General features: G+C 71.5%; 18 protein-coding genes and 2 pseudogenes. 12 read left to right on the forward strand and 8 right to left on the reverse strand.

What is annotated here, in order from left to right:
- Positions 1-20 precede the first annotated feature (20 nt).
- From R3F55_20570 to ubiA, 7 genes are all read right to left on the reverse strand, one after another.
- Positions 21-245: a hypothetical protein gene (locus R3F55_20570; GenBank protein ID MEZ5669784.1), complete on the reverse strand. Its 225-nt coding sequence runs from the start codon at positions 243-245 to the stop codon at positions 21-23.
- Between the two features lie 42 nt (positions 246-287).
- A complete protein-coding gene (locus R3F55_20575) occupies positions 288-1,127 on the reverse strand; it encodes a S49 family peptidase (GenBank protein ID MEZ5669785.1) in 840 nt (279 codons plus the stop codon).
- A 110-nt stretch (positions 1,128-1,237) separates the two neighbouring features.
- A complete protein-coding gene (msrP, locus tag R3F55_20580) occupies positions 1,238-2,203 on the reverse strand; it encodes a protein-methionine-sulfoxide reductase catalytic subunit MsrP (protein MEZ5669786.1) in 966 nt (321 codons plus the stop codon).
- A 96-nt stretch (positions 2,204-2,299) separates the two neighbouring features.
- The gene (locus tag R3F55_20585; GenBank protein ID MEZ5669787.1) at positions 2,300-3,586 is read right to left on the reverse strand and encodes a phosphopyruvate hydratase; all 1,287 of its coding nucleotides are present in this window, start codon (positions 3,584-3,586) and stop codon (positions 2,300-2,302) included.
- Positions 3,559-4,008, reverse strand: a complete 450-nt coding sequence (locus R3F55_20590) for a phosphotransferase (GenBank protein ID MEZ5669788.1) — start codon at positions 4,006-4,008, stop codon at positions 3,559-3,561. The genes R3F55_20585 and R3F55_20590 overlap by 28 nt, the downstream gene beginning before the upstream one ends.
- The gene (locus R3F55_20595; protein ID MEZ5669789.1) at positions 3,975-4,574 is read right to left on the reverse strand and encodes a hypothetical protein; all 600 of its coding nucleotides are present in this window, start codon (positions 4,572-4,574) and stop codon (positions 3,975-3,977) included. The genes R3F55_20590 and R3F55_20595 overlap by 34 nt, the downstream gene beginning before the upstream one ends.
- Positions 4,501-5,490, reverse strand: a complete 990-nt coding sequence (gene ubiA / locus R3F55_20600) for a 4-hydroxybenzoate octaprenyltransferase (protein MEZ5669790.1) — start codon at positions 5,488-5,490, stop codon at positions 4,501-4,503. Before ubiA ends, R3F55_20595 begins: the two co-directional genes overlap by 74 nt.
- 142 nt (positions 5,491-5,632) lie before the next feature.
- On the opposite strand from ubiA, the pseudogene R3F55_20605 reads away from it, so the two are divergent.
- The 12 genes and pseudogenes from R3F55_20605 (at position 5,633) to R3F55_20660 (ending at position 23,178) form a co-directional block, all read left to right on the forward strand.
- A pseudogene (locus tag R3F55_20605) lies at positions 5,633-9,129 on the forward strand (indolepyruvate ferredoxin oxidoreductase family protein).
- Between the two features lie 196 nt (positions 9,130-9,325).
- Positions 9,326-10,996 (forward strand): EAL domain-containing protein, encoded by a 1,671-nt coding sequence (locus R3F55_20610; GenBank protein MEZ5669791.1) that lies wholly within the window; start codon positions 9,326-9,328, stop codon positions 10,994-10,996.
- A 102-nt stretch (positions 10,997-11,098) separates the two neighbouring features.
- Positions 11,099-12,790: an EAL domain-containing protein gene (locus R3F55_20615; protein ID MEZ5669792.1), complete on the forward strand. Its 1,692-nt coding sequence runs from the start codon at positions 11,099-11,101 to the stop codon at positions 12,788-12,790.
- Positions 12,791-12,994: 204 nt separating this feature from the next.
- Positions 12,995-13,126 carry a hypothetical protein gene (locus R3F55_20620; protein MEZ5669793.1) on the forward strand — a complete coding sequence of 44 codons (132 nt, stop codon included), beginning with the start codon at positions 12,995-12,997 and terminating at the stop codon, positions 13,124-13,126.
- A 136-nt stretch (positions 13,127-13,262) separates the two neighbouring features.
- Positions 13,263-13,598, forward strand: coding sequence for a hypothetical protein (locus R3F55_20625; GenBank protein MEZ5669794.1), 336 nt, complete (start codon positions 13,263-13,265; stop codon positions 13,596-13,598).
- Between the two features lie 83 nt (positions 13,599-13,681).
- A complete protein-coding gene (locus R3F55_20630) occupies positions 13,682-14,602 on the forward strand; it encodes a class I fructose-bisphosphate aldolase (protein MEZ5669795.1) in 921 nt (306 codons plus the stop codon).
- Positions 14,599-15,261 carry a thiamine phosphate synthase gene (gene thiE / locus R3F55_20635; protein ID MEZ5669796.1) on the forward strand — a complete coding sequence of 221 codons (663 nt, stop codon included), beginning with the start codon at positions 14,599-14,601 and terminating at the stop codon, positions 15,259-15,261. The genes R3F55_20630 and thiE overlap by 4 nt, the downstream gene beginning before the upstream one ends.
- Before the next feature lie 78 nt (positions 15,262-15,339).
- Positions 15,340-15,910 (forward strand): annotated as a pseudogene (gene efp / locus R3F55_20640) (elongation factor P).
- Positions 15,911-16,012: 102 nt separating this feature from the next.
- Positions 16,013-16,846, forward strand: a complete 834-nt coding sequence (locus R3F55_20645) for an inositol monophosphatase family protein (GenBank protein ID MEZ5669797.1) — start codon at positions 16,013-16,015, stop codon at positions 16,844-16,846.
- A 175-nt stretch (positions 16,847-17,021) separates the two neighbouring features.
- Entirely contained in the window at positions 17,022-18,449 is a 1,428-nt protein-coding gene (locus tag R3F55_20650; protein ID MEZ5669798.1) for an OmpA family protein, read from the forward strand.
- A gap of 57 nt (positions 18,450-18,506) precedes the next feature.
- Positions 18,507-19,658, forward strand: coding sequence for a flagellar motor protein MotA (locus tag R3F55_20655; protein MEZ5669799.1), 1,152 nt, complete (start codon positions 18,507-18,509; stop codon positions 19,656-19,658).
- A 79-nt stretch (positions 19,659-19,737) separates the two neighbouring features.
- A complete protein-coding gene (locus tag R3F55_20660) occupies positions 19,738-23,178 on the forward strand; it encodes a peptidoglycan -binding protein (GenBank protein MEZ5669800.1) in 3,441 nt (1,146 codons plus the stop codon).
- Positions 23,179-23,207: 29 nt separating this feature from the next.
- Here R3F55_20660 and R3F55_20665 read toward each other — a convergent pair whose 3' ends face one another.
- Complete coding sequence (locus R3F55_20665) at positions 23,208-24,419, reverse strand: phosphoglycerate kinase (protein MEZ5669801.1); 1,212 nt, start codon at positions 24,417-24,419, stop codon at positions 23,208-23,210.
- Positions 24,420-24,586: the final 167 nt, after the last annotated feature.

Raw genomic sequence — 24,586 nt, forward strand, 5'->3', positions numbered from 1 at the left:
CAACGGCACGCGCAGCCGGCCTACAGCGGGCAGTTCGGGCGATTGCAGCGGGCGTCGGTGTAGGTGCCGCAGGCCGGGCAGTTGCGCAGCTCGGCGGCCTTCGCGTCGACCCGCCCGTCGCGCCGCGGTCCCGGCGCCCGGGCGCGTTCCGCCGACGCCTTCTTGGCCACGCTCATCACGCGATAGGCGACCATCACGCCGACGACCACGGCGACGATGATCAGGATCTTGCCGAACGAGAGCATTGCGCTGCTATGCCCGAGCGGCAGCCGCCGGGTCAAGCGGGGTTACAGCCCGAACCGGTCCCACAGGGCGCGCTCCTCTGCCGCGGCGGCGATTTCGGCCAGCCAGTCGGCCGGCCCCTGGCGCGCACCCAACCGCCACCACGACCGCCGCTTCGGCGGATTGACCAGGACGAGCCGGACCTTTGCGCCATAGCGCTGGCGCAGCACCCCGCGCAGGTCGCCGACCGCATCGGCCAGCCCCATCGCCACCCCTGTGCGCCCGGCCCAGAACGCGCCGGAGAACATCGCGTCCGCGTCGCCCTTCAGCCGGTCGCCGCGGCGCGCCTTGACGTAATCGATGAAGGCGGCGTGGATCTCGCCCTGCACCGCCTTCAGGTGGCCGACGTCGGCCTTGCGCTCCGGCCCGAACGGGTCGAGCAGCGCCTTGCGCGTGCCGGCGGTGTGGACCCGGCGGTCGATGCCCAGCTTGGCGATCAGCTCGACGAAGCCGAAACCGGCATAGATCACGCCGATCGAGCCGACGATGGAGCTGTCGTCGACGAAGATCTCGTCGCCGGCCGCGGCCAGCCAGTAGCCGCCCGAGGCCGCCACGTCCTCGCAGAAGGCCAGCACCGGCAGCTTCTTCTCGTCCGCCAGCAGGCGGATGCGCCTTGCGATCAGCGCGGACTGCACCGGCGAGCCGCCCGGCGAGTTGACGATCAGCGCCACCGCCTTGGCACCCGGCACCTTGAAGGCGCGCTCCAGCGGCACCGCCAGATCCGCCACGTTCAGGCCGCCGCCGCGCCGGCCGGGACCGTGCCCGATCGGTCCGTGCAGGCGCACGACCGGCACGATCGGCTGGTCGCGCCCGATCAGGCGGCGGACGAAGCGGCGCAATCCCAACTTTTCCTCCTCGGCGGGCCCACAGGCCGGTCAGCCATAGCGCAGGACGGGCGGCCGGCGCCAAGGGGAATCGCGCCGGACCGGTCTGGGCGACCGGCCCGGCTGCGCCGTCACATGTACAGCGCCTCGTCGTCCATGCCGGCGTAGAGGTCGGCGACGAATTCGCCATAGCCGTTGAACAGCAGCGTCGGCACCCGCTCGCCGGTGTGCAGCACGCGCTCGTAGGCCTGGCTCCAGCGCGGGTGGCTGACCTCCGGGTTCACGTTGGCCCAGAAGCCGTATTCGTCAGGGTTGATGACTTCCCAGAAGGTGTGCGGCCGCTCCTCGGTGAAGCGGAAGTTGACGATCGACTTGACCGACTTGAAGCCGTATTTCCACGGCGCGTGCAACCGCAGCGGCGCGCCGTTCTGCTTGGCCACCGGCTTGCCGTAGAGCCCGGTCACCATGAAGGCGAGGTCGTTGGTCGCCTCGGCCATGGTCAGGCCCTCGACATAGGGCCAGGGATACCAGCTCTGCTGTTGGCCCGGCGCCACCTCCGGATCCTCGAACGTGGTCATCTGCAGGTACTTGGCCGAACCGAGCGGACGGGCGATCTCGACCAGCTGGCTCACCGGGAAGCCCGACCACGGCACGGTCATCGACCACGCCTCGACGCAGCGGTGGCGATAGACCCGCTCCTCCAGGCTGACCCGGGCCAGCAGGTCGTCGATGTCCAGCGTCATCTCCTGCTCGACCAGGCCGTCGATGGTGATCGTCCACGGCCGTACCGTCAGCGCCTGGGCGCGGTCGGCGATCGACTTCGACGAACCGAATTCGTAGAAATTGTTGTAGGTCAGCGCGTCGCCTTCCGGCGTCAGCTCGCGGTCGACCTGGTAGGTCTCGTTGCGGGCGACCGGATAGAGGCCGTTCCAGGCCTCGGTCTCGTCGGCGGCCGCGCTGCGGGCGTTCAACAGCGTGGCGCCGGCGATGGTGCCGGCCGCGGCGGTCGCCATGAACGCGCGCCGGTTCAGGTAGACGGCTTCGGGCGTCACCGCCGATTCCGGCAGCTCCCAGCCCTTCTTCACCTTGATCAGCATCGCAATCTCCCTTGTGCCGCCCTGCCATCGCGCACGATAGGCCAGACTAGGTGCGCACCGGACCACACATCAACTCAACTGGGGGTGACCGTCGTGTCATCCGGCACGCCAGCGCGCGGGCCGGCGCAGCGGCAGCCGGCCGCCGAGGGCCTCGTCGATGCGCAGGCAGGCGTTCCACTTCGCCATCCGCTCGGAGCGGGCGAACGAGCCGACCTTGAGCTGGTCCGCGCCCCAGCCGACGGCGAGATCGGCAACGGTGGTGTCCTCGGTCTCGCCGGAGCGGGCGGAGACGATGGCGCTCCACCCGGCCGCGCGCGCCGCCCGCAGCGCCGCGCGGGTCTCGGTCAGGGTTCCGGCCTGGTTCGGCTTGATCAGCGCGGTGTTGGCGGCGCCGGCCCGCGCGGCGGCGGCGATCCGGCGCGCGTCGGTGGTGACGAAGTCGTCGGCGACCACCAGCGTGCCGGCCGGCGCGGCGGCGGTGAAGGCGGCCATGCCCTCGGTGTCGTCCTCCGCCACCGGGTCCTCGACCGAGACGATCGGATAGGCCCGGCACCAGCCGAGCAGCCGTTCCAGCCAGCCGTCGCGATCCAGCTCGGCGCCGTCGGCCGCCAGCCGGTAGCGGCCGGCGCGGTGGAACTGGGTGGCGGCGACGTCGACGGCGATGGCGACCTGCCGCCCCGGGGCGAGGCCCGCCCGCTCGATCGCCAGCACCAGCACCTCCAGCGCCGCCTCGTTGCCGTCGAAGCTGGGCCACCAGCCGCCTTCGTCGGCGACGCCGGCGACCGCGCCGCGCGCCGCCATCACGCCGCCGGCCGCGCGATAGACCTCCGCGGTCCAGTCGAATGCCTCGCCGATCCACGATGCGCCGACCGCGACCACCATGAAGTCCTGCAGGTCGACCCGCGCCGCCGCATGGGCGCCGCCGCCGAACACCTGGATCTCCGGCAGCGGCATGTCGGTCACCGCCGTCTCGCCGGCCAGGTGCCGCCACAACGGCAGGCCGCGGGCGGCCGAGGCGGCGTGGGCGACGGCCATCGACACCGCGATCAGCGCGTTGCCGCCCAGCCGCGCCTTGTCCGGCGTGCCGTCGCAGGCGATCATCGCGCTGTCGACCGCGGCCTGGTCGGCGGCGTCGCGGCCCGCCAGCAGGGCGGCGATCTCGCCATTGACCGCGCCGACCGCCCGGGTGACGTCGAGACCGCCGAAGGCGCCGCCGCCGTCGCGCAGGTCGACCGCCTCGCCGCTGCCGGTCGACGCCCCGGCGGGCGCGATGGCCCGGCCGACGGCGCCGCCGGCGAGATGGATCTCGGCCTCCACCGTCGGGCGGCCGCGCGAATCCCAGACCCGCCGGCCGATCACGCGGTGGATTGCCGTCTCAACCATGTCGTTTCTCCAGCGCCGCGCACCACTCCGCGCGCACGGTTTCCAGGCGTTGCGCCCCGTCCGCGATCAGCGCCCGGGCGGTCGCGCGCACGAACGCCCTGTCGGCCGTGTCGGTCAGGTACTCGACCGGCGACTTGCCGTCGACCCGCGCCAAGGTCAGCGCCGGCAGCAGTGTCGCCGCCCGCGCCCGGCACTGCGCGCGGCTCCCAGTCGACCTCGGCCAGCCAGGCCTCGGCCAGCGCCCGGAAGCAGGCGAGGAACCGCCCGGTCGCGGCAGGCGTCCACAGGCACTTCAGCAGCAGGTGGTTGAGGCAGAAGGCGATGTCGAAGGCGGGGTCGCCGTACCAGGCGCATTCGGCGTCGAGGAACACCGGCCCGGCCGGGCCGATCAGGATGTTCTTCGGGCTGACGTCGCCGTGCACCAGCGCGGCTGCCGGCCAGCGTGCTCGACCAGGGCCTGCATCCGCGGGCCGAGGTCCGGGTGGGCGCGGCCGGTGGCCAGCAGATAGGCGTCGAGCTGGATCGGCATGAACACGTCGTCGGTGGCGAAGCGTGCGGCGACGTCCGCGTCGCCCGCGGTCGCCGCGTGAATGCGGCCGACCGTCCGCCCCACGGCGGCTGCATCGGCCGCGTCGGCGTCGCCGTCGCGCAGCATCGCCTTCCACAGCCGATAGCGGTCCGGCGGCAGCCAGGCCATCGCGAACAGGCCCGAATCCGGGTCGTGGCCGAGAATGTCCGGCGCTGTCCGGCACCACGGCGCGCGCCGTCGCGATCCAGCCACCTCGCTGGCATTGCGGAAACCGGGGCGCCAGTCCGCCGCCACCTTCAGCTTCGCCAGCGCGCTTGACGCAGAACTGACCCGCTGGCGGCGTCGACCCGCCAGATATCCGACGACACGCCGCCGGTCAGCGCCGTCATCGCCGGGCTCGTCCGCGCCGACCAGGCCGAGGCGGCGCAACGCGGGCAGCAGGTCGGCGCCGTCGCTCATAGCGAGCCGGAGGCGACCGCCCCGAGCGCGATCGCCCAGCCGATCCAGCGGTGGAACGGAACGCCTTCAGGCAGCTGACCGGATCGTGCAGCCGCACCGTGTTGATCTGCCAGGCCAGCATCAGCGCGGCGAGGCCGCAGCCTGCGAACCAGGGCCAGTCGGCACCGGCGGTCCGGCCGGTCAGCCAGAGCAGCGCCATCATCGCGACGAAGAAGCCGCCGATCCAGGTGCGCGAATGCCGGCCGAACCGACGCGCGGTCGAGCGCACGCCGATCAGGATGTCGTCCTCGATGTCCTGGTGGGCGTAAATGGTGTCATAGCCCAGCGTCCACAGGATGCCGGCGAGGTAGAGCGGCAGGATCGGCCAGTCGAGGCCGCCGGTCGCCGCGGTCCAGCCGACGATGGCGCCCCAGTTGAACGCCAGCCTGAGGAACACCTGCGGCCACCAGGTGACCCGCTTCATGAACGGGTAGATCGCGACCAGCAGCAGCGAGGCCGCGCCGAGGCCGACGGTGAGCCCGTTGAACTGCAGCAGCACGGCGAGGCCGACCAGCGCCTGCAGCCCGGCCCAGGCCGCCGCCTGGCGCACGCCGACCTGGCCGGACGGGATCGGCCGGGTGGCGGTGCGGGCGACGCGGGCGTCGATGTCGCGGTCGACGATGTCGTTGTAGGTGCAGCCGGCGCCGCGCATCGCCACCGCGCCGAGCCAGAACAGAAAGGCGTACCACAGGAAGGTCCAGTCCAGCGGCCGCGGCCAGGCCAGGGCCAGCGCCCACCAGCACGGCGGCAGCAGCAGCCGCCAGCCGATCGGCCGGTCGAGCCGCGACAGCACCGCATAGGGCCGCAGCGCCGCCGGCAGCAGCCCGATCGGGCCGGTCGTGCGAATGTCGCTGCTGTCGGACTGCGCAACAGTCATGCGCGGCCGGTCCTTTCCCCGAAACGATGCCGCCGGTTCGGCCCCGCGTTCGCCAGACCGTGTCGCGCGCGACAATGGCCTTTGCCGCCTGCGACCGCTAGATATAGTTCCAAGCTTTCCTGCCAAGCAAAGGCATCGCCGCATGGCCCTGGTCGCCGTCAGCCTGGACGACAAATACGAGAGCGAGGACGGCCGGGTCTTCATGACCGGCACCCAGGCGCTGGTGCGGTTGCCGATGATGCAACGCCGGCGCGACGAGGCGGCGGGGCTGAACACCGCCTGCTTCGTGTCGGGCTATCGCGGTTCGCCGCTGGGCGGCGTCGACCAGCAGATGTGGGCGGCACAGGCGTTCCTGAAGCGGCACCACATCGTGTTCCGTGGCGGCGTCAACGAGGACATGGCCGCGACCGCGATCTGGGGCACCCAGCAGGTCGGCCTGTTCCCGGCGCCGAAATACGACGGCGTCTTTTCCATGTGGTACGGCAAGGGCCCCGGCGTCGACCGCTCCGGCGACGTGTTCAAGCATGCCAACCTGGCCGGTACCGCGCCGCATGGCGGCGTGCTGGCGCTGGCCGGCGACGACCACCAGGCCAAGTCGTCGACCACGGCCCACCAGTCGGACTTCGCCTTCGTCGACGCCAACATGCCGCTGTTCCACCCGGCCGGCGTGCAGGAGCTGATGGACCTGGGCCTGATCGGCTTCGCGATGTCGCGCTATTCCGGCTGCTGGGTCGGCTTCAAGTGCGTCGGCGACACCATGGACAGCGCCGCCTCGGTCGCGGTCGACCCGCACCGGGTGTCGATCGTGCTGCCCGAGGACTTCGCCTTTCCGCCCGACGGCGCCAACATCCGCTTTCCCGACCCGTTCCTGGAGCAGGAAAAGCGGCTGCACCAGGTGAAGATCCCGGCGGCGCTGGCCTTCGCCCGCGCCAACGGCCTCGACCGCACGATCTGGCGACCGAACGGCGCGCGGCTCGGCATCGTCACCTCGGGCAAGAGCTACCTCGACGTCCGCCAGGCCCTCGACGACCTGCATGTCGACGAGGCCGAGGCGGCGCGGCTGGGCATCGCCCTGTTCAAGGTTTCGATGGCGTTCCCGCTGGAACCCACCGCGATCGGCGGCTTCTGCGCCGGGCTGGACGAGGTGCTGGTGGTCGAGGAGAAGCGGGCGCTGATCGAGACCCAGCTGAAGGAGGCGCTGTACAACCTGCCGGCAGACCGCCGGCCGCGGGTCCATGGCAAGAAGGACGAGGCCGGCGCCTGGATGCTGCCGTCGAACGGCGAGCTGACGCCGGCGCGGATCGCCCGCACCATCGCGCGGCGGCTGGAGGGCCTCGGCGTCCGGTCCGAAAGCATCGCGCGCCGGCTGGCCTGGTTCGACCAGAAGGAGAAGGCGCTGGACGCGCGGCCGGCGCCGCTGGTGCGCGCGCCGCACTTCTGCTCCGGCTGCCCGCACAACACCTCGACCAAGATCCCGGACGGCAGCCTGCAGCTGGCCGGCATCGGCTGCCACTACATGGTGGTGCTGATGGACCGCAACGCCATCACCTTCAGCCAGATGGGCGGCGAAGGGGTCGCCTGGACCGGTGCGGCGCCATTCAGTGCCATGCAGCACGTCTTCACCAACCTGGGCGACGGCACCTATTTCCACAGCGGCATCATGGCGATCCGCGCCGCGGTCGCCGCCGGCGTCAACATCACGTACAAGATTCTCTACAACGACGCGGTGGCGATGACCGGCGGACAGCCGGTCGACGGCCCGCTGACCGTGCCGATGATCAGCCGCCAGGTCGAGGCGGAGGGGGTCCGGCGCATCGCCATCGTCAGCGACGAGCCCGGCAAGTACCCGATCGGCACCCATTTCGCGCCGGGCACCACCTTTCACCACCGCGACGAGCTGGACGCGGTGCAGAAGGAGATGCGCGAGACCGAGGGCGTCAGCGTCATCATCTACGACCAGACCTGCGCGGCGGAGAAGCGGCGCCGGCGCAAGCGCGGCACCTTCCCCGACCCGGCCCGGCGGGTGGTGATCAACGACCGGGTCTGCGAGGGCTGCGGCGACTGCTCCACCCAGTCCAACTGCCTTTCGGTCGTGCCGCTGGAGACCGAGTTCGGGCGCAAGCGCACCATCGACCAGTCGAGCTGCAACAAGGACTATTCCTGCCTGAACGGCTTCTGCCCCAGCTTCGTCACCGTCGAGGGCGGCGCCCTGCGCAAGCCGCGCACGCTGGCCCGTGCGGCGACGCCGGCCGAGCAGTGGACGGCGCCGCTGCCCGACCCGCAGCTGCCGCCGACGCGCGAGCCCTTCGGCATCGTCGTCACCGGCATCGGCGGCACCGGGATCGTCACCATCGGCGCGCTGATCGGCATGGCCGCCCATCTCGAGGGCAAGGGCTGCTCGGTGATGGACATGACCGGGCTGGCGCAGAAGGGCGGCGCGGTGGTCAGCCATATCCGGATCGCCGACAACCCGGACGCGCTGCACGCGGTGCGCATCGCCGCCGGCGGCGCCGACCTGATCCTCGGCTGCGACATCGTCACCACGGCCGCCTTCGACACCCTGGCCAAGGCCACCGCCGGCGAGACCCGGGCCATCGTCAACGACGAGCGCACGGTGACCGGCGCCTTTACCCGCAATCCCGATTTCCGGTTTCCGGACGACGGCCTGCGCGCAACCATCGCCGACGCCGTCGGTGCGGCGGCGACCGAGTTCGTTTCGGCCACGAGGCTGGCCACCGCCCTGCTCGGCAACTCCATCGCCACCAACCCGTTCATGCTGGGCTACGCCTGGCAGAAGGGACTGGTGCCGGTGGGCGAGGAGGCGCTGATGCGCGCGATCGAGCTCAATGCGGTCGCGGTCGAGGCCAACAAGCGCGCCTTCCAGTGGGGCCGCCGCGCGGCCGTGGATATGCCGGCGGTGCAGAGGCTGGCGCGTCCGCCGGCGAACAAGGCGCCGGCGATCGACATCGCAACCGACTTCGCCGATGTCGTCGCGCGCCGGGTCGAATTCCTCACCGGTTATCAGAATGCCCGCTATGCCGCCCGTTACCGGGCGCTGGTCGACCGCGCCGCCGCGGCGGAGCGGACAAGGCGCCCGGCATGACCGGCTTCGCCGAGGCGGTCGCCCGTTATTACTTCAAGCTATTGGCCTACAAGGACGAGTACGAGGTCGCGCGGCTCTACACCGACGGTGCGTTCCTCGAGCGCATCCGCGAGCAGTTCGAGGGCGACTGGCGGCTGAAGTTCCACCTGGCGCCGCCGCTGCTGGCCGACCGCGACCCCGACACCGACCGGCCGCGCAAGAAGGAATACGGGCCGCGCACGATCTGGCTGCTGCGCCTGCTCGCCCGGATGAAGGGCCTGCGCGGCACGCCGCTCGACATCTTCGGCCGCACCGCGGAGCGCCGGCTGGAGCGGCAGCTGATCGCCGACTACGAGGCTGTGGTGGCGGATCTGATCGCGGGGCTTTCCCACGACGGCCACGCCCTGGCCACGCAGATCGCCGCTCTGCCGGAACGCATCCGCGGCTACGGCCATGTGAAGGAGCGGCATGTCGCCGCGGTGCGGGCGGAACAGGCCGCACTGCTTGCCGCCTGGCGCAACGGCAAAGAGGTGCCGCAGGCCGCCGCTGCCGAATGACGCAGGCCGCCGAACCGTCGCTCGGGCGCCGCCGCACTAACGGGCAATTAATACGAAGGGCCTAGGTTGATTGGGGTCCGGCAGGGTCCGGCGCCGCACGGTCCGGCGCTGCGGCATGATCCTGCCCGTCCGCGACGGGACCCCGATGCAAGCAACCGGCTCCAGCCCAGCTCAACCCAGTGAGTGGCGCCGCTATGTGGCCTTTTCCTTCGCCACCTCCGACGTCCTGATCGAGCTGGACGCCGCGCAGCAGATCGCATTCATCACCGGTGCGGCGGAAGAGCTGATCGGCATGACGCCGGCGCAGCTGCTCGGCAAGCGGTTCGTCGACCTGGTCTCGTCCGCCGACCGGGCGCACATCGCCGACGTGCTGGCCAGCCTCCAGCCCGGGCGCCGGATGCAACAGCGCACGATCGGCTTCGTGCTTGGCCGGACGATGATCAGGCTGTCCGGCTTCAAGCTGCCGGACGATCCGCAGCGCATCTACCTCGCCGGCTCGCGTGCGATCTCGACCATCGACCCGCGGACCGCCGCGACGCGCGACGAGCAGACCGGCCTGCTCGGCCGCGACGACTTTTCCGCCATGGTCGAGGATCAGATCAGGCTGCTCGGCACCGCCGGCCAGGCCGGTGCGCTGACGCTGCTGCAGATCGAGGACCTCGAGGGCTTGCAGAAGCGGCTGGACGGCCGCAAGGCGAGCCGGCTCTATGCCGAGCTCGGAACCCTGCTGCGCTCCTACTCGCGTGGCGGCGATTCCGCCGGGCGGCTGTCCGAGGACAAGTACGGCATCGTCTACGACCACACCGAGGTGATGGCCGGCATGGCCGCCAAGCTGCGCGAGCTGATCAAGCGCGCCGACCCGGCCGGCGACGCCCGCTTCCTGGAGCGGACGATCGACCTCGGCGACCACACGCTCAACGAGCGCGAGGCGGTGCAGGCGATCCGCTATGCCGTCAACCGCTTCGTCGAGACCGACGCCGCCAAGTTCGACATCGCCTCGATCGAAACCGGCATCGAGCGGCTGGCCGGCGAGACGGCGGGCCGCATCGAGCAGCTGAAGCGGACGATCAACAGCCAGTCGTTCAGCCTCGCCTTCCAGCCGATCGCATCGCTGGCGGACCGCACCGTGGTTCACCACGAGGCGCTGATCCGCTTCAGGAAGGACGAGTCGCCCTATGAGGCGATCGTGTTCGCCGAGGAGGTCGGCATCATCGAGGACCTCGACCTGGCGGTCGCCCGCAAGGTGCGCGACTTCCTGTGGAACGAGAGCCTGACGTCGCCGGACCTCAGGATCGCGGTCAACCTTTCGGCGCGGTCGCTGGAAAGCGACAGCTTCCTGGAACAGCTGTGCGAGGACAATGCCGGCGACGCCGACCTGCGCGCCCGCCTGATGTTCGAGGTGACCGAGTCCTACAAGGTGCGCAACCTGGAGCGGATGGACAACGTCATCCAGTCGCTGCGCGCCGACGGGCACCTGCTGTGCCTCGACGACTTCGGCGGCGGCGGCGCTTCGTTCGACTACATCCAGAACGTCCAGGTCGACTATGTGAAGCTGGACGGCACCTATGTCCGGCGCATGATCAAGAACGACCGCGACGCGCACATCCTGAAGGCGATGGCCGATCTCTGCGCCAATCTGAGCGTCGAGACGATCGCGGAGTTCGTCGAGACCGAGGAACAGGCCGACCGCCTGCGCGTCATCGGCATCCACTACGGCCAGGGCTATCTGTTCGGCCGGCCCAGCGAAGAGCCCGCGGCACAGATCCTCCGCCCGGCAAGCCGGGCGCCGCTGGCTCGCGCCAGGCCGGCAACCGCCGCATCGCCTGATCCGGCGCCGGCGGCGCCCTCCGCTGCAACCAACAATTAATGCCGGCGACGTAGTATTGGTCGCGGAAGCTCTTCGCTACCGCAAGTCGCGCGGAGATATTCCATCGATCATTTGGTATAATTGAGAATTCACAGGTCGCCAATGCCAGTTCCGCTTGGAAGTCCCGGAAACGACCGCGATTGGCGCCGCTTCGTCGCCTTCTCGTTCGCCGCGTCCGACGTTCTGATCGAGGTGGACGGGATCGGCGTGGTCACGTTCGTGACCGGCGCGACCGAGGAACTGGTCGGCCTGCGCGCCGACGCGATTCCCGGCAAGCGCCTGCTCGACCTGGTCAGCCGCCAGGACCGTCAGGCCCTGGCCGAGGCCCTGGGCACGGTCAAGCCCGGCCATCGCATGAACCCGCTGCCGGTCGGCTTCGTCCTGGCCGGCGCCCTGGTGCACATGTCCGGGTTCAAGCTGCCGCAGGACCCCGGCCACGCCTATCTGACCGCCGCGCGGGTGATGATCCCGAGCGCCCGCCACGCCGGCGTGGCCCGCGACGAACGCACCGGCCTGCTCTGCTGCGAGGATTTCACCCGGCTGGTCGAGGACCAGATCCGCCTGATCCAGGATTCCGGCCAGGAAGCCGCGCTGACGCTGATGCGGCTGGAGGGCCTGGACCAGCTGCGCCAGCGCATCGGCGACGCGGAGCTGGCCAACCTGATGCACGAGCTGGGGCGCGTGCTGCAGGCCTATTCGCTCGGCGGCGACTCCGCCGGCCAGCTCGACGACGACAAGTACGGCGTCGTCTTCACGCCGGGCACGGGCGTCGCGGAGCTGATGGGGCGCCTGCGCGGCCTGCTGAGCGACGTGGACCCGACCGGCCAGGCCGGACTGGTCGAAGAAACCGTCGCCCTGCACGGGCCGGTGCTCGGCCACCAGGACGCTGCCCAGGCGATCCGCTATGCCGTCAACCGGTTCATCGACGCCGACGCCCGCGAATTCGACATCCGCTCGCTCGAGGACGGCATCCAACAGCGCCTGCAGGAAACGGTCGGCCGGATCGGGGCGTTGCGTCGCATCATCGCCGAGGACGCCTTTACGCTGGCGTTCCAGCCCATCGTCGAGCTGCAGACCCGCGCCGTCCACCACTACGAGGCGCTGACCCGTTTCGAAGGTGGTGCCTCGCCATTCGAGATGATCACCTTCGCCGAGCAGGTCGGGATCATCGAGGACTTCGACCTCGCCGTCGTTCGTCGGGTCCTCGCCACGCTGCGGGCCCACGCCGACCGGCCCGAACCGCTCAGCATCGCCGTCAATCTGTCGGCGCGGTCGCTTGAAGGCGATCTGTTCGTCGCCGCGCTGCGCGCCCTGCTCGCGACCGAGCCGGCCCTGCGCCGGCGCCTGCTGTTCGAGATCACCGGATCGTACAAGGCGAAGGATCTGCGGCAGACCGATGCCGTGATCCAGGCCCTGCGCACCGACGGGCATCTGGTCTGCCTCGACGACTTCGGCGCCGGCGGCGCGTCGTTCGACTATCTGCAGGCGCTCCACCTCGACTTCGTCAAGCTGGACGGCGCCTATGTCCGCAAGATGCTGCAGAATCGCCGCGACGCCCAGATCATGCGCGGCATGGCCGCCCTGTGCCACAGCCTGAAGATCGACACCATCGGCGAATTCGTCGAGACCGAAGACCAGGCAACCCGGCTGTGCCGGCTCGGCGTCCGCCTCGCCCAGGGCTGGCTGTTCGCCAAGCCGGGCCCGATCCCGCAGTCGGGCAATGCGGAGGACGGCGCGCCCGCGCCGGCGGTGCGGTCGGTGCAATGGGCCGACGACCAGACGCGGTGGGACTGAGCGGCACTCCGGGCCGCCGAAACCTTGGCGTCGTCTTGCCTTCTCGGCGGTTCACACGCATGGCAGCCATGCGTTTTGTGCGCTGCACAATGCACTGGCGTACCCCTAGCTTAGAGGTCCTGACACTCGGTTGGAGACCTGCGATGAACCGGCAAGAAGCCAGCCTCGAACCCGCCGCGATCACCCACGAGACGATCGCCGCCTATGTGGCCCGCGGCCGCGCTGCGCGCCGCGTACATGGCGCATGCGCTGCGCGCCCTGGGTCGCCTGCTGATCGGCCGCCGCACCGTCGCCGATCGCGCCAAGACCCGGCAGCCCGTCGGACACACCGCCTGATCGGACCTTGCCAGCGGCGTCAGGCGGCGCATGACGGGCCGGTGAGCCCGCCACCGCCGAAGCCGCCGCTTTCATCGTCCACGGCCTGCCCCAGGCCCTGGCGGCATGTTCCGCCGCCCGGGCCGCGGGCCGGCCGGTGACCCTGGTCAGCGCCGCCGGCTGCGCTCAGTCCGCCGGGGTGGGCTGGTTCGCCGCCGTCGTCGACCAGGCGCGGGAGGCATGCCCCGACGTCGCGATCGGCGCGATCCTCGACTGCACCGATGCCACGGGCCGGGCGCTGCAGGCCATCTCGGTCGGCCTGCGCCGCCTCGTGGTTGCGGCCGACTGCCCTGCCCTGCCGGCACTGTCCGACCTGGCGGCGCAGGCCGGCGCGACGATCCTGACCGCGCCGCCCGACGCGATCGACCTGGCAGCGGTCGCCGACGTGCATGCCGCCTGCCGGGCGGCATTCGGCCTCGCCCCCGCATCCTGACGGCTTTTTCGCTTGCGCGCCGCCGCGCGCGCCCGATACCAACGCGCCCACATCTGCCGCCGCCACGATCGGGAGCATCGGCCATGCGCGTGACGCAACGGGTTCGCCGCATTCTGCAGAACTACGAGAGCGACAATCCCGGGACCAAGACCAACCTGGCTCGCATCCTGATGGCCGGCAAGCTGGGCGGCACCGGCAAGATGATCATCCTGCCGGTCGACCAGGGCTTCGAGCATGGTCCGGCACGCAGCTTCGCCCCGAACCCGGTCGCCTACGACCCGCATTATCTGTTCCGGCTGGCGGTCGAGGCCGGGCTGAACGCCTATGCCGCGCCGCTCGGGTGCGCTGGAGGCAGGGCCGACAGCTATGCCGGCGCGGTGCCGCTGATCCTGAAAATGAACAGCGCCAATACCCTGCCCGCCAGCGTGCAGGACCAGGCGGTCACCGCCTCGGTCGAGGATGCGTTGCGGCTCGGCTGCTGCGCCGTCGGCTTCACCATCTACCCGGGCGTCGACGCCACCTACGACATGTACGAGGAGGTCCGCGACATGATCGCCGAGGCGAAGGCCTGCGGGCTCGCCTCCGTGGTCTGGGCCTATCCGCGCGGCGCGATGTCGAAGGACGGCGAGACCGCCATCGACGTGGTCGGCTATTCCGCCCACATGGCCTGCCTGCTCGGCGCCCACATCGTCAAGGTCAAGCTGCCGACCGACCACCTGGAGCAAGCCGAGGCCAAGAAGGTCTACCAGTCGCAGAAGATCGCCATCAAGACGCAGGCCCAGCGGGTCGCGCACATCGTGGAGTGCTGCTTCGCCGGGCGGCGCATCGTCGTCTTCTCCGGCGGCGCGGCCAAGGGTGCCGACGCGGTGTTCCAGGATGCGCGCGACATCCGCGACGGCGGCGGCAACGGCTCGATCATCGGCCGCAACAGCTTCCAGCGCTCCTACGACGACGCCCGCGCGCTGCTCGACCGGCTGATCCGCATCTACCAGGGACGGGAATGAGCGAAGCCCCGACCGGCGGCACGGAGCGGACCTGCCGGCTCTACCTCGTCACGCCGGCGACGCTCGAGCCGGCGGGCTTTGCGGAGCGTCTGACCGAGGCGCTCGACGCCGGCGACGTCGCCTGCGTGCAGCTGCGGCTGAAGGACGTCGACGACGATGCGATCCGGCGCGCCGCCGACGCGCTGCGCCCGGTCTGCCACGACCGCGACGTGGCGCTGATCATGAACGACAGGCCGGACCTGGCGGCCGAGACCGGCTGCGACGGCGTGCATATCGGCCAGGAGGACGCTTCCTACGCGGAGGCCCGGCGCCTGGTCGGCGACGAGGCCATCGTCGGCGTGACCTGCCACGACAGCCGCCACCTGGCAATGGAGGCAGCCGAACGCGGCGCCGACTATGTCGCCTTCGGCGCCTTCTTCCCGACCCGGACCAAGGAGCGCAAATTCGCGCCATCGCCCGAGCTGCTGACCTGGTGGCAGGACATCTTCGAGATCCCCTGCGTCGCCATCGGCGGCATCACGCCGGAAAACTGCGGCGTGCTGGTCCAGGCCGGCGCCGATTTCCTGGCCGTGGTCAGCGCGGTGTGGGAGCATCCCCGAGGACCGGGCGCAGCCGTCCGGGCCTTCAACGCACAGATCGCCGCGGCGCTTGCCGGCTGATCCCGCGCCGCCATTGAACCGGGCCCGGCCGCCCGCTATAAGCCTCAGCGCCCTGCGAGGGAAATGACGGACACATCGATGAAAATCAACGGCAACGAAATCCGGCCCGGCAACGTGATCGACTACCAGGGCCGGGCTGTGGCGCGCGGTGAAGATCCAGCACGTCAAGCCCGGCAAGGGACCGGCCTACATGCAGGTCGAGCTTAAGGACCTGCGCGACGGCACCAAGCTGAACGAGCGTTTCCGCGCCTCCGAGACGGTGGAGCGCGCCCGGCTGGACGAGAAGGACTATCAGTATCTCTATGCCGAGGGCGACGCCTACACCTTCATGGACACCGAGACCTACGAGCAGATCTCGCTGAGCGCCGACATGATCGGCGAGGAGAACGTGCCGTTCCTGCAGGAGAGCATGGTGGTGACGGTCGAGAGCTACGAGGGCGAGCCGATCGGGGTCACCCTGCCGCCGACCGTGGTGATGGAGATCGTCGAGGCCGACGCCGTGGTCAAGGGCCAGACCGCCTCGTCGTCGTTCAAGCCGGCGTTGCTGGAGAACGGGGTGCGCATCATGGTGCCGCCGCACATCGAGACCGGCACCCGCGTGGTGGTCAACACCGCCGACCGCAGCTACGTCGAGCGCGCGCGGGACTGACCCGGGCCGAGATTCGCGGCGCCGGCGCCTTAGGCCGCGGCTGCCCGGGCCCGGCCCGGGGCCGCGGTGCACGCTTCATTTCGCAACCGAAAGACCCGCACCATGCCGAATCCGACCCCGCGCCGCACCGCGCTGATCAACGTCATGGCCAAGGCGGCGTTCAAGGCCGCGCGCAGCCTGGTGCACGACTTCGGGGAGATCGAGCAGCTGCAGGTGTCGCGCAAGGGACCGGGCGACTTCGTCAGTCAGGCCGACCTGCGCGCCGAGAAGCTGATCCGCGAGGAACTGGCGAAGGCCCGGCCCGATTTCGGATTCCTGCTGGAGGAAGGCGGCGCGATCAGCGGCGACGGCGAGCACGTCTGGCTGGTCGACCCGCTGGACGGTACCAACAACTTCCTGCATGGCCTGCCCCACTTCTCGATCTCGATCGGGCTCAAGCAGGGCGAAGACGTCGTCGCCGGCGTGGTCTACGACCCGCTGCGCGACGAGCTGTTCTGGGCCGAACGCGGGGTCGGCGCCTATGTCGCCGATCGCCGCGCGCTCGACCGCCGGCTGCGCGTCGGCGGCCGCCGCCAGCTCGCCGACGCGATGCTGGCGACCGGGCTGGCGCCGGCCCGCGCCTTCGACCCGGGCCACCGCGCCGCGTTCATGGCCGAGTTCGAGGCGATGACCGCCGCGTCCAGCGGCGTGCGCCGCTGGGGCTCCGCTGCGCTCGACCTCGCCTATGTCGCCGCCGGCCGGTTCGACGGCTTCTGGGAGAACGGGCTGGCGCCGTGGGACATGGCGGCGGGCATCGTGCTGATCCGCGAGGCGGGCGGCACGGTCTCGGACATCACCGGCGCCGCCACGCCGCTGTCCGGCCAGGGCGTGATCGCGGCCAACCCGACCCTGCACACCGCGATGGTCAAGACCCTGCGCGGCCTGCGGAAACGCTGAGGGCAGGTTTGCGCCTGGACGCCGAGTCGTCTAGGTTACTGAGCGATTCGTCATAGTTTCGCCGTATTGCCGCTACGTTCTGACGGCTGGCGGCAACCGCCTCGTTGCGCGGCCCACGGCAGGGGTCGCCGCGACCGCGGTTCCGCGCAAGGCGACAGCAGATGGGATGCCGACGATGGCGCACAGGTCGCGACCCGCTCTCACAGGCACGACAGGCGGCGGCGCGCATGCGGGCCGTCGGCCGGCGCTGCGCCTGGCCCTGCTCGCCAGCGCGACGGCGGCCGGCTTCGTCCTCGCCGCGCCGGCCCACGCCCAGTACCAGCCATACAACCCGTTCGCCGGCGGCCCGGTGCCCTATTCCGCGCTGCAGGGCGGCGGCGGCGGCTACCAGGTCCCCTATGCGCAATACCAGTCGCCCGGCTATGCGCCGGCCTATGGCGGGACGTCGGTGGTCGGCGGCGGGTCGATCGTCTACGACCGCAGCGTGATCGGCGGCGGCTACCAGGCGCCGTTCTATGCCGGCATCGCCGGCCAGCCCGGCGTGCAGGCGGTGCCGCAATACGCGCCGCCGCAGCAGGTCTATGGCGGTGCCGTCGCCTATGGCGCCGCGCCGCAGCAGGGCGGCGGGCGCAGCGGCGCCTACGGCCAGGCCGGCGGCCTGCTGGTGCCGGGTCCGTCCACGCCGCGCTCGGAGCTGTACATCCAGCCGGGCGTTGCCGCGCCCGGCTATGCCCAGACCCAGGTCGGCATCGCCACCGGCGCGATCCCGTCGGCCCCGGTCGCCACCGTGCAGTCGGTGCCGACCACGACGCCACAGATCGCGGCCGCCCAGACCACCACGCCGACACCGCCCGCGCAGCCGCAGATCGCGCCGCCGCCGCCGCCGGCTTCGACCGGCGCGACCGGGCCGGATCGCGTGCCGGTGATCGTCAGCGAGCCGGCGGCGCCGCCGACCCCGCCCGCGCCGCCGTCGCCGCCGCCGGTGACCGACAATGGCGGGCGCAGCGTCGAGGAGATCCTGCAGCCGCCGCCGCCGCCGCCGACCGACACGCAGGTGGCCACGGCCGCGCCCGAACTGACCCGGCCGGCGACGCCGCAGAGCCCGCCGCCGGCGCCGACGCCGTCGACGCGCAGCACCGAGACGACGGCGCCGAACCCGCCGCCGGTCGAGCAGGTGGAGGTGGTGCCGCCACCCCCGCCGCCGCCGACCGAGACGGCCTCCACCGAAGACGTGGCGCCGCCGCCGACGCCGGTTCCGACCCAGACCCCGCCGAGCGCGGCCGCCGACGGCGAGACCGTGGCACTGAGCATCGCGTTCCCGGCGAACGAGAGCGAGCTGCCGGCCGCGTCGCAGGGCCAGCTCGCCGCCATCGCCCAGCAGATGCTGGCCGACGAGTCGCTGCGGCTGACCATTCGCGCCTATGCGGAAGGCAGCGCCGAAGAGGCGAGCCAGGCGCGCCGCCTGTCGCTGTCGCGTGCCCTGGCCGTGCGGACCTACCTGATCGACCAGGGGATCCGCGGCCCGCGGATGGACGTGCGCGCGCTCGGCCACCGCATCGATCCGCCCCGCGACCGTGTCGATCTGGTCCTGGTCTCGCAATAGCCGGTGCCGCGGGGTGACGCCGGCCATGTGCCGGACGGGCCGAACGGATTGACGCAGATGACCCGCCCCTGGCGCTATCTGGTCCGGATGGCGATCTTCCTGGTCGCCGTGCTGGCCCTGGCCGGTGCCCTGCTGCCGGTGCTGGAACCGGCGTTCATGGCGAACGCCGTGCTCAACGGCGTGATCGTCGGGGTGTTCCTGATCGGCGTGGTGTTCATCTTCGCCCAGGTCATCCAGATCGGGCCGGAAGTCGCCTGGGTCGAGGCCTATCGCGGCCTGGAGCCCGGCGCCGCACCGCCCGGACGCCCGCCGCGCCTGCTGTCGACCATGGCGACCATGCTGGGCGACCGCGTCGGCCGGGTCAGCCTGTCGGCGATCTCGCTGCGCTCGCTGCTGGACACGATCGGCTCGCGGCTGGACGAATCGCGCGAGACCTCGCGCTACATCATCGGCCTGCTGGTCTTTCTCGGCCTGCTCGGCACCTTCTGGGGCCTGCTGCAGACCGTCGGCGCAATCGGCGACGTGATCGACAGCCTGGAGGTCGGTGCCAGTTCCGACCTGGCCGCGATGTTCGACGACCTGAAGCTCGGCCTGGAGCAGCCGGTCGCCGGCATGGGCACGGCGTTCTCGTCGTCGCTGTTCGGCCTGGCCGGCTCGCTGGCGCTGGGCTTTCTCGAGCTGCAGGCCGGCCAGGCGCGCAACCGCTTCTACAACGACCTGGAGGAGTGGCTGTCCAGCGTCACCCGCCTGTCGAGCGCATCGGCGCTGACCGGCGACGGCGACCAGCACATCCCGGCCTACATCCAGGCCCTGCTGGAGCAGACCGCCGACAGCCTGGAGAACCTGCAGCGCACCATCACCCGCGGCGAGGAGAGCCGGCTGACCGCCAACGCCAACCTGATGGCGCTGACCGAGCGGCTGACCACGCTGACCGACCAGATGCGGGCGGAGCAGACGCTGATGCGTCGCATCGCCGAAACCCAGGTCGAGCTGAAGCCGGTGCTGACCCGGCTCGGCGACGCGGTCTCCGGCGGCGCGCTGGGCATCGACGACGAATCGCGGGCCCACATCCGCAATCTCGAGGTCTATGCGGCGCGGCTCTTGGAGGAGATGACATCGGGCCGCGCGGATTCGGTGCAGGAGATCCGCAGCGAGATCAAGATGCTGGCCCGCACCATCGCGGCGCTCGCCGACGAGGCCAGCGCCTGAGCCGGCACGCCATGCGGGCCGATGAGCCGGGCGCGTCCGCCGCAGGCGGCACCGACGGCAAACGCGGAGTGAGCGACCCATGCCGGGTCTGACGCGCGCAAGGCGTTCGACGCCGAACATCTGGCCGGGCTTCGTCGACGCCCTGTCGACGCTGCTGATGGTCATCATCTTCCTGCTGCTGATCTTCACCATCGCCCAGTTCTCGCTGAACGAGACCCTGGCCGGCCGCGACGAGCGGCTGACCGAGATGGGCCAGCTTGTCGACGAGCTCAACGACATGCTGGCGCTCGAGCGCGAGACCAGCGCCAACCTGCGCCTCTCCGTCGACCAGCTTGCCACCCGGCTGGACAGCACCGAGGCGGCGCGCGCCTCGCTGGCCGCCGAGCTCGACGCCACCGTGATCGCCCGCGACCAGCTGCGCAGCGACCTGGAGGCCGCCGTGGCCGAGCGCGACGTGCTGCACCAGCGCCTGGCCGATACCACGGCGCGGGCCGATTCTGCCGAGGCGGACGTTGCCGCGCTGTCGGCCGAGCGCGACCGGCTGATCACCGACATCGCGTTGCTCGGCACGGCGCGCGAGGCGCTGGAGGCCCGCATCGTCGAGCTTGGCGTGCTGCTGCGGATGCAGCGCGAGCAGGGCACCACCCTGGCCGCCGACCTCGCCGCCCGGCAGGCGGAGCTCGCCGCGCTGCAGGACGAGCTGGCCTCGACCGACGCCGAGCGGGCCGACCTGTCGCAGGCGCTCGACGAACTGACGCTGCGCGCCACCGAGGTCGCGGCCGACCGCGACAGCCTGCGCGACGAATTGGCCGGCGCCACCGCCGAGCAGGCTGCGCTGGCGGCACTGCTGGATCAGGTCCGAAGCCAGGCCGCGGAGCTGCGGTCGGCCCGCGACGACCTCGACGCCGCGCTCACGGCACGCGAGGCGGAGCTGGCCCAGGCCCAGGCCGACATCGACAGCCTGAACGACGCACTGGCGGCGCGGACGGAAACGGTGGAAGGCCTGCGCGAGGAGGTCGCCGTGCTGATCGCGCTGCGCGACGCCCTGCGCGCCGACGTCGCCGAGCGCGACGGCCAGATCGCGCTGCTGCAGGCGCGGGAGGGCGCGCTGAGCGACGCCGTCGCCGCCGGCGACGACGAACGCGACAGCCTGCGCGAGGAGATCGTTACCCTGACCGCGTTGCGCGACCAGCTGGAGCAGCGGCTTGCCGAGCAGACCGACCGGATCGCCGACCAGTCGCAGCAGATCGCCGCCCTGGAGGCGGACACCGCCGACATGCGCAGCCAGGCCAGCACCGACCGCGGCGCCATCGCCGACCTGCGCAAGGAGCTGGTGGCGCTGACCGCGCTGCGCGACCAGCTGAACGCCGAACTGGCCGAGCGCAGCGACGAGATCGCCGCCCTGCAGACCCGCGAGCAGACGCTGCAGGCGGTCATCGCCGACCGGGACGACGCCCTGCTGGCGGCCGAACAGGCCCGGCAGAGCCTCGCCCAGGCGCTGGCCGAGCGCAACGCCGCGCTGGCCTCCATCATCGACCGGGCCGATGCGCTCGCCGCCCAGCTGCAGGACCAGACGGCGATGCTGGACGCGCTGGAGCAGGATGTTGCCGGCGCGGTGGCGCGCGAGGATGCGCTGACCGAGCGGCTGGACGACCAGAGCACCGCGCTGGACGAGATGACCGCGGCGCGGAATGCCCTGGCCTCCGCCCTCGCCGAGCGCGAGGCCGCGCTGGCGCTGGCCGAGCAGCATGCCCGCGACCTCGCCCGCGCGCTGGCCGAGCGCGATGCCGCCATCGCATCGATCACCGGCGAACGCGAAGCGGTCGCGGCCGAGCTGGTCGACGTCGCCGCCGCGCGCGAGGCGCTGGCAGAGGCCCTGGCGGAGCGCGACGCCGCGCTCGAGCTGGCCGCCGAGCAGCATGACGCGATGGCGCAGGCGCTGGCAGATCGCGAGCGGGCGCTGGCGGAGGCGCAGGCGGCGCGCGACGCGCTGTCCGGCGACCTGCAGGAGCAGGCGGCCACGCTCGCCCAGGCCGAAGGCTTGCGCAGCGCCCTGCAGCTGGCCCTCACCCAGCGTGACGCCGCGATCGCCCAGCTGACCGCCGAGCGCGACGAAGCCGCCACGGCACTGGCATCGGGCGGAGCGGAGCGCGAGTTGCTGGCCGCCAAGCTGGCCGAGCTGCAGGCCGCGCTCGACGCGCTGAACAGCGAGCAGAGCGCGCTCGCGTCCGCACTGGCCGAGCGCGACGCCGCGCTGGCCGAGCTGACCGAACAGCGCGACAGCCTGCGCACCGACCTCGGCGAACGCGACGAACGCATCGCCGCGCTGGTCGAGCAGGCCGACCGGCTGACCGACATGATCGCGGCGCGCGAGCGCGAGCTGAACGAGGTGCGCGGCGAACTCGCGGCCCTGATCGCGCTGCGGACGCAGCTCGAGACCGACCTGAACGGGCGCGAGAGCGAGGTGGCCGCGCTGCTCGCCCTGCGCGACCAGCTGGTCTCGGACCTGGACGAGCGGCAGTCGCAGATCGACGTGCTGATCGCAAGAAACGACGCGCTCGACGCAGCGGCGGCCGTCCGCCAGCGATCGCTGGCCGAGCGCGACGCGGCGATCGAGGCGCGGCTGGCGGAGATCGGCGAGTTGAGCGCGTTGCGCGACGCCTTGCAGGCGCAGATCGACGACATGAGCGCACAGCTTGCCGCGGCCCAGGATTCGCTGGCGCTGAGCCAGGAGGAACGGGCGCGGATGGCGTCGGAACTGGCGGAGATGACCAGCCGGGTCGCCACCGCCAGCGCCGATACCCGCGCGATGTACGACGACCTCAGCGATGCGCGCACCCGCAACCGCGAACTCGAGGCCGCGCTCGACACCGCCCAGGCCGACTCCGCCGAGGCGAGCGCGCAGATCGACGCGCTCAATGCCGAGATCCGGCGGTTGAGCGCCGAGCTGTCGCGCATCACGGTCGCCCTGACCGATGCGGAAACCGTGATCGCCACCCGCGACGCCGAGATCACCGACCTGTCCGGCCGGCTGAACATGGCGCTGATCGACCGGGTCGAGGAGCTGTCGCGCTATCGCTCGGAGTTCTTCGGCCGCCTGCGCGAGGCGATCGGCGACCGCGACGACGTGCGGGTGGTCGGCGACCGCTTCGTGTTCCAGTCCGAGGTGCTGTTCGATTCCGGCGAGGCCCGGCTGGGGCCCGAGGGCCGGGTCCAACTGGCCCAGCTGGCCGACACGCTGCTGGAGATATCGGAGACGATCCCCGACGACGTCGACTGGATCCTGCGGGTCGACGGCCACACCGACGTGTTGCCGATCAACACCCGCGAGTTCCCGTCGAACTGGGAGCTGTCGGCCGCACGCGCCATCTCGGTGGTCGAGTTCCTGATCGAGCGGGGCATCCCGCCCAGCCGCCTGGCGGCAACCGGCTTCGGCCAGTACCACCCGCTGGTGCCGGGCGAGGACGCCGATTCGCTGCGGTCCAACCGCCGGATCGAGATCAAGCTGGACCAGCGCTGAGCGGCCGGGGCGCGCGCGGCTCTCGCGCCCTACCGCCGCGCCTTCGCCGCCTTCAGCGCGGCCACGCCGGGCAGTTCGCGGCCCTCCAGCCACTCCAGAAAGGCGCCGCCGGCGGTCGAGACATAGGTGAAATCGCCGACCACGCCCGCATGGGCCAGCGCCGCCACCGTGTCGCCGCCGCCGGCCACGCTGACCAGCCCGTGCTTCCTGGTCCGGTCCGCCGCCTCGCGGGCGACCGCGTTGGTGGCGGCGTCGAACGGCGGCGTCTCGAACGCGCCGAGCGGACCGTTCCACAGCAGGGTGCGGCAGGTGCGCATGGTGTGGATGATGGTCTCGGCCGAGTGCGGGCCGACATCGAGGATCATCTTGGAATGCGGCACCTTGCTGATCTTGACGATCCTGGTCTCCTCGCCCGGCTTCAGCGCCCTGGCCACCACCGCGTCCACCGGCAGCACGATCTCGCAGTCGTTGTTGCGCGCGTCGACCATGATGTTGCGCGCGGTGTCGACGAGGTCGGCCTCGTGCAGCGAGGCGCCGACGTCGAAGCCGCGGGCATGCAGGAAGGTGTTGGCCATGCCGCCGCCGATCACCAAAACCTGCACCTTGGCGCTGAGGTTCGACAGCAGGTCGATCTTGGTCGAAACCTTGGCCCCGCCGACGATGGCCATCACCGGGTGCTCGGGATGCTCCAGCGCCGCATCCAGCGCCTTCAGCTCCGCCGCCATCGCAAGGCCGGCCGCAGACGGCAGCAGGTGAGCGAGGCCCTCGGTCGAGGCGTGTGCGCGGTGGGCGGCCGAGAAGGCGTCGTTGACATAGACGTCGCCCAGCTCCGCCAGCGCCCTGGCGAATGCCGGGTCGTTGGCCTCCTCGCCGGCGTGAAAACGCAGGTTCTCCAGCAGCAGCACGTCGCCGTCGCCCAGGGTCGCCACCGCCTTGGCCGCGACGGCGCCGACGCAGTCGTCGGCGAAGGCGACCGCGATGCCGCCGAGCGCCGCGCCGACGGCGGCCGCGACCGGGGCCAGCGACATGTCGGCCACCGGCTTGCCCTTCGGCCGGCCGAAATGGGCGAGCAGCACCACCCGTGCACCCCGGTCGCGCAGGGCGCGGATCGTCGGCGCCACCCGGTCGATCCGCGTGCTGTCGGTCACCTTGCCGTCCTGCATCGGCACGTTCAGATCGACGCGCAGCAGGACGCGCTTGCCCCGGCAGTCGAGATCGTCGAGCGTGGCGAAATCGGTCATTCGCAGGTTTCCTCCCTTTCCAACCGCCCGGCCTTGCGCCCCACGCCGGTTCGCTGCTGCTTGGTCGGCCCAACCAATCAAGCCAGTCTCCGCCGCATAGTCAATCGGCCCCGACCGGGCCGCGGCCCGCTGCGGCGGCCGGCGGCACCGCCGCATGCCGCCGCGCC

It is taken from the genome of Alphaproteobacteria bacterium, from assembly GCA_041396705.1.
In the GTDB taxonomy this organism is placed as follows: domain Bacteria; phylum Pseudomonadota; class Alphaproteobacteria; order CALKHQ01; family CALKHQ01; genus CALKHQ01.

What these genes read in the sequence shown, in the direction of transcription:
- R3F55_20570 (MEZ5669784.1), bottom strand. Translation starts at nt 245, where the DNA reads ATGCTCTCGTTCGGCAAGATCCTGATCATCGTCGCCGTGGTCGTCGGC.
- msrP (MEZ5669786.1), bottom strand. Translation starts at nt 2,203, where the DNA reads ATGCTGATCAAGGTGAAGAAGGGCTGGGAGCTGCCGGAATCGGCGGTG.
- R3F55_20585 (MEZ5669787.1), bottom strand. Translation starts at nt 3,586, where the DNA reads ATGGTTGAGACGGCAATCCACCGCGTGATCGGCCGGCGGGTCTGGGAT.
- R3F55_20595 (MEZ5669789.1), bottom strand. Translation starts at nt 4,574, where the DNA reads ATGAGCGACGGCGCCGACCTGCTGCCCGCGTTGCGCCGCCTCGGCCTG.
- ubiA (MEZ5669790.1), bottom strand. Translation starts at nt 5,490, where the DNA reads ATGACTGTTGCGCAGTCCGACAGCAGCGACATTCGCACGACCGGCCCG.
- R3F55_20615 (MEZ5669792.1), top strand. Translation starts at nt 11,099, where the DNA reads ATGCCAGTTCCGCTTGGAAGTCCCGGAAACGACCGCGATTGGCGCCGC.
- R3F55_20620 (MEZ5669793.1), top strand. Translation starts at nt 12,995, where the DNA reads ATGTGGCCCGCGGCCGCGCTGCGCGCCGCGTACATGGCGCATGCGCTG.
- R3F55_20630 (MEZ5669795.1), top strand. Translation starts at nt 13,682, where the DNA reads ATGCGCGTGACGCAACGGGTTCGCCGCATTCTGCAGAACTACGAGAGC.
- thiE (MEZ5669796.1), top strand. Translation starts at nt 14,599, where the DNA reads ATGAGCGAAGCCCCGACCGGCGGCACGGAGCGGACCTGCCGGCTCTAC.
- R3F55_20645 (MEZ5669797.1), top strand. Translation starts at nt 16,013, where the DNA reads ATGCCGAATCCGACCCCGCGCCGCACCGCGCTGATCAACGTCATGGCC.
- R3F55_20650 (MEZ5669798.1), top strand. Translation starts at nt 17,022, where the DNA reads ATGGCGCACAGGTCGCGACCCGCTCTCACAGGCACGACAGGCGGCGGC.
- R3F55_20655 (MEZ5669799.1), top strand. Translation starts at nt 18,507, where the DNA reads ATGACCCGCCCCTGGCGCTATCTGGTCCGGATGGCGATCTTCCTGGTC.
- R3F55_20660 (MEZ5669800.1), top strand. Translation starts at nt 19,738, where the DNA reads ATGCCGGGTCTGACGCGCGCAAGGCGTTCGACGCCGAACATCTGGCCG.
- R3F55_20665 (MEZ5669801.1), bottom strand. Translation starts at nt 24,419, where the DNA reads ATGACCGATTTCGCCACGCTCGACGATCTCGACTGCCGGGGCAAGCGC.